A 15095-nucleotide genomic window follows, 5' to 3' on the forward strand; every position below is an offset into this window, starting at 1 on the left:
GCAGTTTCCACACAAAAACACAGCGGAATTCTTAAATTAATAACTGATAATGGCAAAAGTTGTTAAAATTGACCAATAAAAGCATATAATTTCTTGACAATGTTGCTCATAAGGTATAAGTTTAAATTATTGATCTGTGCAACGACGAACAAAAAATATTTTTTGCACAGATGGAGGTATTGTATGAGGAATATATCTAGTAAAAACCGTAAAGCAAAGCGATTTACGCTCTCATTTTTAACATTTGCTTTGGTTTTTATTTTCTTTATTAAATTAGGCGCTGATAACTGGCCTCTGGATATGGGAAGTGCTCAACCACATTTTGTTGGATATAGAGCAGTTTCTATGTTGAACTGGAGTCCTGAAACAGATCCATACGCAGAGATGCTACGTTCTAGAGTGCCTTTGCAAACAAGAATAGGACACAACAAAGATACACAGATTAATCCTGATTTAAATGGAAAATCTGAAATTATGTTGATGCAGGCTGACTATGGAAACTCTTTCTTTAATAGTACAGCTTTGAATGATACGTATGCCGAGAATGTTTTACAATTTTGGCAATATGTAGACTATTGGTCACCATGGCATGGTGCTGCTACAGCAGAAGTACCATCAGCTTTATATGATCCGAAAACCAGCGATTGGAGAAATCGTGGATTTGAATTCGGTTTGTTGAATATACCAAACCCTGCATATACTGACGCTGCACATAGAAATGGTGTTAAATCAATTGCGATTCTCTATGTTGACCCAGCTTTCCGTCCAGGACAAACTGTAGATGAATTCTTTATCAAGGATGAGAATGGTCGCTACATTATTGCTGATAATATGGTCAAGATGGCTAATTACTATGGATTTGATGGTTGGTTCATTAACTCAGAAGAGTACAGTAATAGAAAAGATTGGGATGGCTTTAATAACCAATTGCGTGAGCAAGGAATGTATGTAAACTATTACGATACAAATAGTAGCTTTAATGCTTCCAAAGCTGAAAATCTAAAACACTCAGATAGTGTATTCGTAAACTATGGCTGGTATGATAAGTCAAGCTACGATTATGCAGTTAGTAATGGCTATGACCCAATTAAACAAGTATTCATGGGTGTTGAGGCTAACCAAGGTGGCTTTGGCGGTAAACATAATTCAACTAAAATTGAAAATTTATATGAAAATGCAAACGCAGGTAAGAAGAGTCCAGTTACCTCTTTAGCCTTGTTTACACCATCTGACATGTACCAAAGAGGTATTAATGTTGAAGGAAGCGAAGAAGCATATCCAGATTATCAATTACCTCAATTCCAGTGGATGGTTGAAGAAAGAGAAAGAATGTATTTCTCTGGTGTTAAATCAGATCCAACAGATACAGGAAGAAAATCAGGATTCAGTAGACCTGATGTTGTTGTTAATGATGCAAGTGGTTGGGCTGGTGTTGCTGACTTCGCCCCAGCTAGATCTGTAATTAGCGGCAGTAACTTCTACTCTGACTTTAATACAGGAAAAGGTCGTCAATATTTCCTAAACGGTCAAGTTTCAAAAGATGAGTTATGGACTAATATCTCATTACAATCAATTCTTCCTTCATGGCAATGGTGGGTAGAGAGTACAGGCAATAAACTTTCTGTAGATTATGATTACGGTAAATCAGATGTAAGATTTGATGCTAATAATCAAGCAATGAATTTACCTTATGAGCAAGTAGGTGCTTATAACGGTGGTAGTTCATTAGTAATGTATGGAAAATTGACTGAAAGTAATAAAGTTAACTTATTCAAAACTGATATTACTGTAGATAATTCTAGTGAACTTAACATAACTTATAAAAAAGTATCAAATGATAGTGCGAAGATGAGCTTAGCACTTCAATTTGAAGATGCAGCTGATGCAGTTGAACTTGTTGAACTGAAAAATTCTCAAGCTGCTGGCAATTGGGTTAGTGAAAAAGTTGATCTATCCGCTTACGCAGGAAGAAAAATTGCCAAGATTAGTCTGCAAATTGATGGTCAAGCAGAGAACTATCAAATGAATATTGGTAGATTAGCAGTAAGCAATAATAAAGCTGCAGCATCTACTCCAAGTGGATTTAAAGTAGACAAACATTACCACGATGGACAATTACACTTATCTTGGAATCTAGGAAGCTTCGATGAAGTTAATATGTACGAAGTTTATGCTAAAGATTCATCCGGTAAACAAGTGTTCCTAGGTGGTAATTTCAACGAGAATATTTATGTTAAAAACTTAAACGGATTAAGTGGCGATATAACATTACAATTATTTGCTATTAGCAAGAATGGTGAATATAGTGCACCAGCAGAAATAAGTCTATCTAGAAGTCATGCAGCTCAAAATGTTCAAGTCAAAGAAATATTGAGAGAGAACAAAGTTCAGATGGCAGACGAAAAAGGTAAGATCAATGTTTCATGGAATGCTCCAGCTGCTGGAAATCCAGATTCTTATAGAATAACTGTTAATGCACTTTATGTTCCAGAGGGAGCAGAAGAGAAAACTTCATTCCAATTTGATGTCGATGGAAGCTCAGTAAGTGAGTCATTAGATATACCATTGAAAGAAGGTTATAGATACGATCTGACAATAGAAAGTATAGTTGGTGGACAAAGTGTAGCATCAGCAAGCTATAGAGGAAGATTATATGATAGTTATACAAGACCATATTCTGTTAAAGAAATGGAGATAGATAATGGTAACCAACTATTATTACACTCACCAATTACTGAAGATTGGGATAAATTAGAATATTACTTCGAAGATTTAACAACTCCAGTAAGAACATTTGTAAGAGCAGAATCTAAAGATTTCCCTAACAAAATTCCATTAACCTTACCTAAGAATGAAGGATTAATTCAAATTGTATTAACTGACTATTCAGCTAATAGATCAGAAGCTATATTAGTACAGTTAAAAGACAATACTTTAACTGAATTGACGGAATTCATTGATGAAACAGATTTCCCTGATCCAGAGTTGTTGAAGGCAGTTAGATCACAAGTTGGTAAATATCGTGAGCTCCTAAAAACCTATAGTGGTGAATTAGATTTAGTAGGCTTAGATGTTAAAGACTTAAGTGGTATGGATAAATTTGAAAAGCTTTCAACTCTAAAATTAGGAGAAAATCCTAAACTTAAAGAAGTTAAGAACCTAGCTAAATCTCTCAAGAGTATAGAATTAGGTGAACTTCCAGAACTAGAACGTTTAGATATATCAGGTTTATCATTAGAGAAGATAGAGGCTAAGGATATTTCTACTTCAAAAAATTTAAAATATGTAGATATTTCAAACAATAAATTAGATTTAATGGAAGGTACTGTAGAAAGAAAATTCTTGGATGCAGCAAAAGCAGTTCTAGAAGGTAATGGCGTTGAATTGGGTGAAAACTTGAAATTCAATATGCAAAGACCTGTTGCATACAATGATCCTCAACTACCTAAAGAACTCAAATATGAAGTTTCTGAAGGTACTACTTATGATGTTTTAGAAGCCTTGAAGGGCGATAAGACAATTCGTGAAAATAACTACCTCGATTTGAAAGGGCTACAAATCGATGGCCAAGATGTAATTGCCCCAGACTTCGTTCTAGAAGATAATTTGAGCGACTACTCAAACTATACAGCTAAGATATTCGATTCAAGCACAGCAATGGTTGAGAATCCAATTTCTGCAGCTAAGACCGAAACATTTGTTGTTAATTACTTCGACCCTGAAGGAAACTTAGTAGGTAAAACCAATTACATAATTGGCGAAGGTAAAGAAGTTCAAGAAAACCTAGCTCTTAATGCTAAGATTTTAGGTTCAAATAAAGATGGCCATAGAGATTTAGCTTTTGATGGTGACCTAAAGACACAATATGAAGCATGGGGAGGAGGATTCCGAGAAAAACTATGGCTCGCCTTTGATATAGGTGAGAATCCAGTAGCTGATAAATGGATACTATACTCAGATAAAGAAGATGATCCTGATTACTACGTCAGAAATATTAAATCAGCTCGTCTTGAAGTATTAAATGTAGAAGCTACAGATGAACAATTGAAAGACAATGCTTTCTTAGCAAATCAAGATAATTGGAAGACAGTTGCTGAGTTTAGCGGCAATGAGGGCTTCCAGGTAGCAAGAGACCTAGAAAAACTTACAGATCGTTACTATAGATTTGTAGTGGTTGAATCATCAGGATGGGACTCAGGTGTAATTTCTGAATTGAAGATTGTTGGTGTAAGAGATAATACTTTACAAGCCAAATTCAAACCTGAGACTCAAGATGTTATTATCAAAGAGGGTGAGCAACTAGACTTAGAGCAAGGATTAGTTAATAAGGCAGACTTACCTGAAGGCACTCAAATTATAAGCAAGGTAGATAATATTGATACCGAAAAAGCAGGTAAATATCTAGGTCAATTAGAGCTTGTCTTTGCTGACCAAAGTGTTAAAAATGTAGAGATTACAGTATTTGTAACTCCAAGAGTTGATGTAAATAAAGATCAACTTTCTGAGATGATAGAAAAAGCTAAAGCTATCCCAGAAAAAGGATATACAGAAGCATCAATTCAAAAACTAAAAGAAGCTATTGCAGAAGCTGAAGCTGTTAGAGATTTACCAAGTGCTTCACAAGCTGAAGTTGAACAGCAAATTAAGAATCTAACTGAGTCAATAAGTAACTTAGAGAGATATGCTGTAGTAGCAGAAGAGAATATAGCTCTAAACAAACAAGTGTTAGCATATAACGCTTATGATGAAAATGGAGAGGTAAACAACACTGTTACACCAGGACAAGAAATTGAAAAAATAGTTGATGGAAAGCTAGATTCAAAATGGACTCCAGGTGAAATTACAGCCTCAGGTTGGTTCGTAATAGATTTAGGACAAGAGTACGTATTAGATTTAGCTAAATTCCATAGCGCATTCCCTTATGAAAGATGGAATTTCGATAAAGGTATAAATACAGCATCCGCTTCAATTGAAATTTTGCGTGAAGGTGTAGATCCTAATACCTTAACTGATGAAGCTGTAGCAAATAATCCTGATAATTGGTTAGAAATTGCTAAGTTTACTGATAATGAAGAGGATATTGCAGAGTTAGATCTAAGAGAAGCTGCACAACGTAAAGCTCGCTACATTAAAGTAAATATACTAGATTCTGGTACAGGTGGAGATTACGGTAGAGCAATTAGGCTACATGAGTTTGAACTATTTGGTTCAATTGAAACCCCAGCTGACAAAGAGCAATTGCAAAACAAATATGATGAGTTGAGCAATATAGATAGAGATAAATATACAGCTGAGAGCTTGAATGCTTTAGACGAAGCTTTGAGAAGTGCGAAAGAATTATTAGATTCACCTGAAGCAGATCAAGTTCACGTTGATAACGAAATAGTTAAATTAGAAGCTGTTGAGGCATCATTAGTTCTAGTAAGAACTGTATCATTTGATCTTAACTATGAAAATGCTCCAGAAATGACAAGTCAAAGAGTTGCTAATAATAGTCTTTTGAAAGATGCTTTACCAGATGAGCCAGTCCGCAGTGGATATAAATTCTTAAGATGGACACTAGATGGATTAGGACTAAATGGTGATGAGATAGTCAACAAAGATATTACTTTAGTAGCAGAATGGGAAAAATTAACTGACTACACAGAGCTTAGAAACTTGGTAGCACAGGCTAAAGAAATTAAGGCTGATGACTACACTGAAGAAAGCTTTGCTAATTTAGCAGAAGAAATTTCCAAGGCTGAAAAACTATTAAACGATGACGCAGCTGCCCAAGAAGAATTAGATGAAGCTGTAGCTAAATTAAATGAGTCTATGGGTAAATTAGAAAAAGTCAAATATGAGTTAACTGTTAAAGGTGCATTAGCTAAGATATTGAATGTTGAGATCTTGGAAAATAACTTGAAGATGGATGAAGATTTATTCTTAGTATTTGCAGAGAAAGCAAATAATGCAATTAAGACTGATCAATATACATTTAATGAGATCTACGATATTAGGTTAGAGAATGCTAAGGGTGAAGAAGTTAAAGCAAACGGAACAGTTAAGTTAGCATTTACTCCAAAGACAAATGTTTCAGATAAGACAGTCTTGGTACATGAAACTCAAGCTGGTTTAGTAGAGTTAAGCTATGAAAAAGAAGGTAATAGAATTAGCTTCACAACAGATGGCTTCTCAAACTTTGGATTAGGTGTTAAGTCAGCAGACAAACCATTCGAGCCAGGCAAACCATCAGAACCAGGTAAACCAAATGAGCCAGGCCAAAGCGATAAGCCAGGTAATACTGATAAAGGTAATGTCGATAAAGGTAACACCAAACAGACAAGCAAGAAATCGGCTACTAAGACAGGCGCTACAATGAACGTTGCTCCATACTTGTTGACAATTGTTCTATTCACAACAGCATTTGTAATCGTAGTAGTTAGAAGAAAACTTGATGTCAAAAAGTAATAAATTTACTTTGCGATAAGACTTAAATAATTAAGTTTAATTAATAAAACGGAGTACTACAGAATTAAAATCTGTAAGTGCTCCGTTTGTTTTTGTACCCTTTTAGTGTTTAGTAATTAATTTAGTGCTATTTTAGTCTTTGCTTATTAATAAATAATGAACATTTAAACCTAATGTCACTTTAGTTCAACATAAAAGAACTCAAGTGTTAGTATTAGATTGTAGTCTAAATTACATAAAGGCTACTTAGATATAAGTATATGAGGAGGTACTAAGGATGGATAAAAGATATACAGATAGAGGAAAACAAGGTTTAGTTGAAAATATGGAAGCTTGGACATTAGATAATGATAAATATCGTGTTGCAGTATGGACAGGTAAGTATTTCCAAATGACTGTACAAGCTATTCAACCAGGTGATGATATAGATCTAGAAGTTCATGAAGAGAGTGACCAATTCCTAAGAATTGAACAAGGAACTGGCGTTTGCCGAATGGGTGATGCTGAAGATAATTTAACCTTCGAAGAGAAGATTGAACCTGAAAGTGCTATTTTAGTACCAGCGGGAACTTGGCACCAAGTAGTTAATACTGGTGATGAAGTTATGAAATTGTATACTATTTATGCAAAACCAGATCACGTTGAGGGAACAGTTCATGATACACATGAGGATGCAAAGAACGATCCAAATGAACACTAATCTAACTGATTACAAATGAACATTAATCTTTAAATAAAAACAGCGTAGCTTAAATTAAATATATAAATATTTAAGACATAAGAAAAGGCATTCAATTCAAGATTGAATGCCTTTTAAATTGCTAATCTTATGTGTTAAATTACTTGTCTTGGTTTGCTGCTGCAATAGCCTTGATTACATCAATACTGAATTTTTGGCAGTATTCGCCGAAGATGTGATCAAACTCTTCTTCTGGGTGAAGTTCACTATTACTTAGAATTCTTATTCCTAGTACTGGAACATCAAATTGGTAACATACTTGTGCTACTGCATGACCTTCCATCTCTTCACAGTCAGAGCCATACTCTTCGTGTAGGTAGTTAATTCTGTCGATTTCTTTATTCCAGATATCACCTGAACTAATTGTACCAACGTATACATTACCGTGATCGTAAGCTACTGATTTCGCAATTTCTAGAAGTTTAGCATCACTGTGTAGAACTTCTACGTCTTCGAATTTACCTGGTGTTTCAGATTTCATTTGAATTCCTGGCATATCCCACTCTGTGAAGTCACTACCTTGACCAGCATCTTTGTGAGGTGAGTAGTAGGCACCTATGTTAATGATATTCTCACCTAAAACAATATCACCTTGATGATATGCTGGGTTGTGTCCACCTGATGTTCCTTGGAAAATTACTGCGCTTGGGTTGAACTCTTGAATTGCTAGAGTTGTTACAATTGCAGCGTTTGTCATACCGACGTAGGAACGTAGTGTAACTACATCTTGACCTGAAATTATTCCACGTACAAATTTGTATGGGCCAATCAATGTCTCTTCAGGATTCTCTAAAGTAGACTCTAAGATTGCATATTCAGACTCCATTGGACCAATAACAACAATTGGTCTAGAAGTTTCTTCTGACTTGTTTTCAGTTGTTGCTTCTGTATTCTCTTTACTTGCCTCGGTGTTTTTGCTAACCTCAGCACTCATTGATGAATCAGATTCCTTGCTGTCAGGAGTGTTTTGGTTTTGGCATGCGCTTAAACCTAATACACTTAGTGATAAAGCTAAAACAATAGCTGCTGCTTTTTTGAAATTACGAACTTTCATATAATCCCTCTCTATCCAACCGCCTAAAAGGCGAACAATTAATTTACGCTTAACACTATAACATAGCTAAAGACGAACATTAATTGAAATTTTTGGATTTTTAAAACTTTGGTAAACTTGACAAGTTTTGTTGCTTTAAATGTAAAAATATTGGGATATTAAGTATGGATAACTAAGATATATTAGAGTAATAGCAAATAAAGATAGTAAATAAAAAACTCCATGAACTTAAAATTCATGGAGTTTAGAAATCTATAAATAAATAAGAAATTATTGGTTTAAAACAGCTTCGAAGTCTGCAGAAATATTATCGTTTTCAGACCATGCTTTTTGGTCAGCACCTGCTGAAACTTCTTTAATTTTTGCTTCAGTAGCTGCTGATTGATATGCTACTACAACTTTTTTAACAATTTCACTCTCTTTATCTGCAGCTTTAACAGCCATTACATTTTTGTACTGACTTGCAACAGCAGCGATATTATCTGTATCAACAAAGATTCCATCCTTATATGGGTCAAAGCCTGCATCAACAGCAAAGTTAGTATTAGCAACTACAGCTGCTACATCTTTTATACCAATGAAGATTTGAGCTGCATCAATACTTGTGATCTTAATATTTTTAGGATTGCTTGTTATATTAGATGTGCTTGGAGTAATACCTGCAGCATCATCAATTTCTAGTACTCCAGCTTGTTCTAGTAGAAGCAATGCACGGCCACCATTTGTAGGGTCATTTGGAATAATTACTTCGTCACCATCTTTTAGTTCATCAAGAGATTTAAGATTTTCTGAGTAGGCTGCCATAGGAGAGATGTATGTATAGCCAACAGGTACAATGTCTGATTTATTAGCTTTTACATAATCAACCAAGTAAGCAACGTGCTGGTAAGCATTCATATCTATACTACCATCAGCTAAAGCTTGGTTCGGCATTACATAATCAGAGAAGACTTCTATCTTGATATCTTCTCCATCAGCTTCGAGGCGCTTCTCAACGTCTTCCCAAACTGAACGTTCTACATCACCAACAACACCAATAGTAAAAGTTTTCTTACTGCTGTTTTGGCAGGCCACTAATGTGATTGCACTGACTAATGTAAGTGCGTAAATTGCAAATTTCTTGAAAAATTTCTTCATTTGCGTTTCCTCCTTTTATCATTCTATTATTTTTTTGAATGATCAATTTTATCAGCTATCTTGTCAGCTAAAACTTGAATTACAAAAACTATTAACAATATCAAAATGGTTGCAACAATTGTGACATCGTGGTGATGTCTGTTATATCCTCGGGTAATTGCTAAGTCTCCTAAACCACCACCAGCCACTGTTCCGGCCATTGCAGTCAAACCAATTACACTAATTAAAGAAACAGCTGAGGTTCTGATGATATCTGGCAAAGCTTCTTTGATATATACCTTAAACACGATTTGATTTGTGCTTAGTCCCATACTCTGAGCAGCTTCGATGACATTTTTATCCAAGAGAATTAGAGTGTTTTGAATTTGTCTAGCATAGAACGGTATTGTAGAAACTACCAATGGAACTATGGTTGCCAAAGTACCTGTAGATCTACCTACAATTAATCTTGTTACACCAACTAGCAAAGCGATCAAAATTACAAATGGTATAGAGCGGAAGATATTTACAATTTTGTCCAAAAACTTATAAAGGCTAGGGTTTTCCTTTATACCTCCAGGCATGGTTAAAACTAGTAATACACCTAAGCCTAAGCCTAATGGGAAAGCTATTAGTGCAGTAACTAAGGTCATAAAGATAGTTTCTAAACTCGCTTGGATTAGTTCTCCAGGTATTTTAATAACATTAGGAATAATTTGTTCTAAAAATTGATAAAGGTTTTGCATTTTCTTATCTCTTTCTTTTCTCAGTTGTTTTATGTATTAGTTGAATAAGTTAATTTCTTTGAAACTAATATTCTCAGAAGTGAAGTAGTTCAGAGCTTCTTCTAGATTAGCACTAGAACCAGAAAGTGATACGAGCAAAGTACCTACAGGCTTATCCTGAATGATTTCAATGTTACCAAAGAGAATACTTAGAGAAACATCATATTTACTTGCAAGTTTAGCAATCAAAGGCTCTTTGGCACTACCACCGGCAAAGTCTATACGTATAAGTTTATCATTAGCGTTAATATCCATAAGTTCTGGTCTTGCTAAAAGCTTGGCCAAACCTTGCTCTGTGGAACTTGCGGACTGGATAAATTCCTTGCTAAGATCAGTTTGAGGATTAGTAAATACATCAAATACCTTACCTTCTTCGATAACCTCTCCATTCTGCATTACAGCAACTCGGTCACAAATATCTTTGATAACTGACATTTCGTGAGTTATTAGAACTATTGTGATACCAGTTTTTCTGTTTATTTCTCTTAGTAGATCTAAGATTGATTCAGTAGTCTTGGGATCGAGAGCACTAGTTGCTTCATCAGATAAAAGTATTTCAGGATCGTTAGCAAGTGCTCTAGCAATAGAGACTCTTTGTCTTTGTCCACCAGAAAGCTGTACAGGATAAAAATTTTTGTGACTGCTTAACCCTACGAGCTCAAGCAATTCATCAACTTTTGCATCTATTTCTGCCTTGCTCATTTTGCTTTGTTTCAAAGGAAATGCTATATTTTCGGCAACGGTCAACTGTTTAAGTAGGTTAAAGTGTTGGAAAATCATGCCGATTTTCTTGCGAACTTGGCTTAATTCTTTGTTACTTAAATTGGAAATTTCTTGTTCATTAATGAAAACCTGTCCAGAGTTTTGTTTTTGCAGCTGATTAATAACACGTAAAAGCGTACTTTTCCCTGCACCAGAATATCCAACAATTCCATAGATTTCTCCAGACTTAATATCCAAACTTACATCATTAACTGCATGCAAAACTTTGTCTTTCTCATTTTGAGAATCGTTCTCTACTTTTGGAAAATGTACTGATACATTTTTTAGCTTAATCATATCTGCTCCTAAATTTAATAATTTCTAAATATCATACCTAACCATGCTAAAACCCTTTACTATTATTTCTTGGGACTTCTCCAAAGAAATTTCAGACAATTATATATGAAAAACTACACTGTTTGCAAGTGCTTGGGAGTAATATTTGAATAAAAAGTTGGAAAATTTTTTAACTTACATTAAGAAATAATATCTTTTATTACATATAGTTTTTATTCAATGATAAAATTAAGCATATAATAACTCAAAAAATGGGGTGTAGATTATGAGAGTAGAAGCAGAGGTAAACTTATCTGAGGCAATTGCTGCTTTTCCTATAGAAGGAGAATTAGTAGGAGCAGTTAGATACGGTGATGGACATATAAACGATACATTCTGTGTATATACACAATTAGAATCTGGAGATGTCAAAAGATACATACTTCAAAGATTAAGTTCAGTAGCTTTCAAAGAACCTGATCAGCTTATGCAAAACATAAACAAAGTGACATCTTTTTTGCAAGATAAAATAAAAGCAGCTGGTGGAAATGCAAGTAGAGAAGCAATGAATCTCATCCACACAAAAGCAGGTCAACTATATTTCACCGATTCTAATTCTGAAAATTGGAGACTATACGATTTCGTTGAAGGCACATATTATTTATCTAAAGTAGAAAATGCAGAGCAATTTTACGAGAGTGCCAGAACTTTTGGTAAATTCCAAGCTTTATTAGCCGATTTCCCAGCAGAGGAACTTTATGAAACAATAAAAAACTTCCACAACACAGTAGATCGTTTGAATAAGCTAAAGAAATCTGTAGAAGCGGACAAGATGGATAGGGTTAAAGAAGTGGCGGAAGAGCTAAGCTTCGTAGAAGAACGTGTTGCAGATTGCAAAGTCCTTGTCGAACAATTAAACAACGGTACACTTCCTTTAAAGGTCACACATAATGACACCAAACTCAATAATATCTTATTTGACAAAGAAACTGACAAAGGTATTTGTGTAATTGATCTTGATACTGTAATGCCTGGTTTGTGCGCTTATGACTTCGGCGATTCCATAAGATTTGGTGCCAATACTGCTGCGGAGGATGAACAAGATTTATCCAAGGTTAAATTCGATCTCAATTTATTCGAGGTGTACACCAAAGGTTATGCTGAAACTAACAAGGGGACTCTTAGCGAGGCTGAGATTAGATCCTTGCCTTGGGGTGCGAAGTTAATGACGCTTGAATGTGGAATTAGATTTTTGACAGACTATCTTGATGGAGATGTTTATTTTAGTGTGAAGAAAGATAGGCCTACACATAATTTAGATAGATGTAGAACTCAATTTAAATTAGTTAGAGAAATGGAAAATGTCTGGGAACAAATGTTAGAAATTGTTGAAAATTGTTTCGCATGATGAGTAGAAAAGTAGGTCAAACTTAAGTTTATAGGTGTATTAGCTAAGTATTAAAAATTAGGTGTGTTAGATGAGCGAGAGAAATATTGAAAATATAATTTATGATAGAATTCCTAATCTCAAAATATTTGTAAATGAGATTAGTTATGTTACTCCGCACTTACATCTTGATTATGAGTTAGGTTTGGTTTTAGAAGGTGAAAGTGAATTTATAGTTTCTGGTAATGAATATAATCTGATCAAAGGCGATCTTATATTAGTGAACCCAAATGAGTTGCACGAGATTAGAACAAAATTAGAAGATGCAGTTTTTCTATTTATTCAATTTAAAGAGAGTGTTTTTTCAAGCGTCCTACATAGTAAAGAAATTATTTTATTTAATGAAAGAGTTTTAAATTTACAAGCTGAAAATAAATACAATAATGTAGTTGATAGTATAAGCAATTTAGCTAGAGTATATTTTGAAGATAGCGATACTAATTTAAAATTTGATGTGATAGGTGTTTTTTATCAATTTATATTTGAGCTGCTAAAGACAGTAAATTATAGATTTGTAGAAGATAAGCAACAAGCTTCTAATGATAAGAATTTAGCTAGATTAAATAATTTTCTTAGATTTTGTAATGATAATTATAAACACAGTGTATCGTTGTCAGAATTTGCTGAATCGGAAGACTTATCTTTATCATACGCGTCTAGATTTGTTAAAAATCAAATGGGGATAAGTTTCCAAGAACATATTAGAAACTTAAGATTTGAAGAAGCAAAGAGTTTATTAAAAAATGAACGAATTTCTTTGACTGAAGTTGCATATGAATCTGGATTTACAGACCTCCGTTATATGCAAGATTTATTCAAAGAAAAACTTAATGTAACAGCTAGTGAATATAGAGATAATTATGCAAATCTAAATAATATAGATAGGTTTAATTCCAAAGAATTGAGTAAGGAGAATGATATTGAAAATATATTAAGCTTTACTGATGCACTTGAATTTTTCTCATAACTCTTGTCAGCTTGCACATTTTTAGTGTAATAAAATTGTACGGTTCTACAAATTTTATTTTTAAGACAAATTTACCTTAAAATAAAATCAATTTTACCCTTTAAAAATCTTTTCTAACGTAGACAATGGAAGTATAGATGATATTTATGGAGGTTGAGAATAATGTCAGAATTTTTTACTAATATACCAAAAGTAGAGTTTGAAGGTCCTACAAGTACAAATAAATATGCTTTTAAATTTTATGATGCTGAGAGAGAAATTTTAGGAAAGCCAATGAAAGAACACCTTAAATTTTCACTTGCTTGGTGGCATGCAATGAATGGAGATGGTAAAGATATCTTTGGAGATCCAACTATTAAAAAAGATTATGGTACTGGTGAAGTTGGAACAATGAAGCATGCTTTAGCGAGAGTTGATGCAGCATTTGAGATAATGCAAAAACTAGGTATGGAATATTTCTGCTTCCATGACGTTGACATTGCTCCACAAGGTAAAACTTTAGCTGAAACTAATAAGAACTTAGATGAAGTTACTGATTACATGTTAGAGAAAATGCAAGAGACAGGTATTAAATTACTTTGGGGAACAACTAATCTATTTAACGATCCAATATTTATGAATGGTGCTGGAACAGCAAATTCAGCTGATGTTTTCGCATATGCTGCAACAAAAGCTAAAAAATCAATAGAATTAACAGTTAAACTTGGTGGTTCAGGTTATGTATTCTGGGGTGGACGAGAAGGTTATGAAACACTATTGAATACTGATGTTGCTTTAGAGCAAGATAATATGGCTAGATTTATGAAGATGGCGATTGAGTATGCAAGGAGTATTGGATACAAAGGTGATTTCTATATTGAGCCTAAAGCACAAGAACCAATGAAACATCAATATGATTTCGATGCTGCCACAGCAATTCAGTTTATTCAAAAATATAATTTACAAGATGATGTTTTCTTAAATATTGAAGCAAACCACGCAACTTTAGCAGGTCATACATTTGAACATGAACTAAGAATTGCAAATATTAATAATGCATTTGGTTCTGTAGATGCTAACCAGGGTGATCCACTATTAGGTTGGGATACTGACTCATTCCCTAGCGATGTTTATGCAACAACTTTAGGCATGCTTGAAGTTTTACGTGCTGGTGGATTCACAAATGGTGGATTAAACTTTGACTCTAAGAATAGAAGAGCTTCAAATACATATGAAGATATTTTCTTAGGATTTGTTTTAGGTATGGATGCATTCGCTCTAGGTCTGATAAAAGCGGCTAGAATTATTGAAGATGGTAGAATAGATGAGTTTGTAAAAGATAGATATTCTAGTTTCTCTAAAGGAATTGGTAAAAAGATTGTTGATGGAGAGACAAACCTCGTTGAATTAGCAGAATATATCGAAGGATTAGATGAGTTTGAGAATCCAGGAAGTGGTAGACAAGAATATTTAGAAGCAGTATTGAATCAGATATTATTTACTCAAGAGTAATAAATTTA

At 34.1% G+C, this 15095-nt stretch carries 9 protein-coding genes; 5 read left to right on the forward strand and 4 right to left on the reverse strand.

Annotated elements, in window-relative coordinates:
* Positions 1 to 183 precede the first annotated feature (183 nt).
* Both C5Q98_RS00165 and C5Q98_RS00170 read left to right on the forward strand, forming a co-directional pair.
* Complete coding sequence (locus tag C5Q98_RS00165) at positions 184 to 6450, forward strand: endo-beta-N-acetylglucosaminidase (RefSeq protein WP_158695654.1); 6267 nt, start codon at positions 184 to 186, stop codon at positions 6448 to 6450.
* A 277-nt stretch (positions 6451 to 6727) separates the two neighbouring features.
* Positions 6728 to 7150 carry a cupin domain-containing protein gene (locus C5Q98_RS00170; protein WP_106011727.1) on the forward strand — a complete coding sequence of 141 codons (423 nt, stop codon included), beginning with the start codon at positions 6728 to 6730 and terminating at the stop codon, positions 7148 to 7150.
* Between the two features lie 139 nt (positions 7151 to 7289).
* Here C5Q98_RS00170 and mtnN read toward each other — a convergent pair whose 3' ends face one another.
* The 4 genes from mtnN to C5Q98_RS00190 all read right to left on the reverse strand — a co-directional run bounded on the left by mtnN (position 7290) and on the right by C5Q98_RS00190 (position 11203).
* Positions 7290 to 8243, reverse strand: coding sequence for a 5'-methylthioadenosine/S-adenosylhomocysteine nucleosidase (gene mtnN / locus C5Q98_RS00175; RefSeq protein WP_106011728.1), 954 nt, complete (start codon positions 8241 to 8243; stop codon positions 7290 to 7292).
* 270 nt (positions 8244 to 8513) lie between these two features.
* A complete protein-coding gene (locus tag C5Q98_RS00180; RefSeq protein ID WP_106011729.1) occupies positions 8514 to 9380 on the reverse strand; it encodes a MetQ/NlpA family ABC transporter substrate-binding protein in 867 nt (288 codons plus the stop codon).
* Positions 9381 to 9406: 26 nt separating this feature from the next.
* Positions 9407 to 10105, reverse strand: a complete 699-nt coding sequence (locus C5Q98_RS00185; protein ID WP_106011730.1) for a methionine ABC transporter permease — start codon at positions 10103 to 10105, stop codon at positions 9407 to 9409.
* A gap of 36 nt (positions 10106 to 10141) precedes the next feature.
* Complete coding sequence (locus C5Q98_RS00190; protein ID WP_106011731.1) at positions 10142 to 11203, reverse strand: methionine ABC transporter ATP-binding protein; 1062 nt, start codon at positions 11201 to 11203, stop codon at positions 10142 to 10144.
* A 265-nt stretch (positions 11204 to 11468) separates the two neighbouring features.
* Here C5Q98_RS00190 and C5Q98_RS00195 point away from each other — a divergent pair, with 265 nt between their 5' ends.
* The 3 genes from C5Q98_RS00195 (at position 11469) to xylA (ending at position 15087) form a co-directional block, all read left to right on the forward strand.
* Entirely contained in the window at positions 11469 to 12590 is a 1122-nt protein-coding gene (locus tag C5Q98_RS00195) for a phosphotransferase enzyme family protein (protein WP_106011732.1), read from the forward strand.
* Between the two features lie 70 nt (positions 12591 to 12660).
* Positions 12661 to 13596 (forward strand): helix-turn-helix domain-containing protein, encoded by a 936-nt coding sequence (locus C5Q98_RS00200; protein WP_106011733.1) that lies wholly within the window; start codon positions 12661 to 12663, stop codon positions 13594 to 13596.
* Between the two features lie 162 nt (positions 13597 to 13758).
* Positions 13759 to 15087: a xylose isomerase gene (xylA, locus tag C5Q98_RS00205; protein WP_106011734.1), complete on the forward strand. Its 1329-nt coding sequence runs from the start codon at positions 13759 to 13761 to the stop codon at positions 15085 to 15087.
* The last annotated feature ends 8 nt before the right edge of the window (positions 15088 to 15095 follow it).

This window comes from Fastidiosipila sanguinis (assembly GCF_002998295.1).
Classification (GTDB): domain Bacteria; phylum Bacillota; class Clostridia; order Saccharofermentanales; family Fastidiosipilaceae; genus Fastidiosipila; species Fastidiosipila sanguinis.

Excerpts from the sequence above, each read along its gene's own strand:
- C5Q98_RS00190 (WP_106011731.1), bottom strand. The coding sequence starts at position 11,203 with ATGATTAAGCTAAAAAATGTATCAGTACATTTTCCAAAAGTAGAGAAC.
- mtnN (WP_106011728.1), bottom strand. The coding sequence starts at position 8,243 with ATGAAAGTTCGTAATTTCAAAAAAGCAGCAGCTATTGTTTTAGCTTTA.
- C5Q98_RS00200 (WP_106011733.1), top strand. The coding sequence starts at position 12,661 with ATGAGCGAGAGAAATATTGAAAATATAATTTATGATAGAATTCCTAAT.
- C5Q98_RS00180 (WP_106011729.1), bottom strand. The coding sequence starts at position 9,380 with ATGAAGAAATTTTTCAAGAAATTTGCAATTTACGCACTTACATTAGTC.
- C5Q98_RS00170 (WP_106011727.1), top strand. The coding sequence starts at position 6,728 with ATGGATAAAAGATATACAGATAGAGGAAAACAAGGTTTAGTTGAAAAT.
- C5Q98_RS00185 (WP_106011730.1), bottom strand. The coding sequence starts at position 10,105 with ATGCAAAACCTTTATCAATTTTTAGAACAAATTATTCCTAATGTTATT.
- C5Q98_RS00165 (WP_158695654.1), top strand. The coding sequence starts at position 184 with ATGAGGAATATATCTAGTAAAAACCGTAAAGCAAAGCGATTTACGCTC.
- C5Q98_RS00195 (WP_106011732.1), top strand. The coding sequence starts at position 11,469 with ATGAGAGTAGAAGCAGAGGTAAACTTATCTGAGGCAATTGCTGCTTTT.
- xylA (WP_106011734.1), top strand. The coding sequence starts at position 13,759 with ATGTCAGAATTTTTTACTAATATACCAAAAGTAGAGTTTGAAGGTCCT.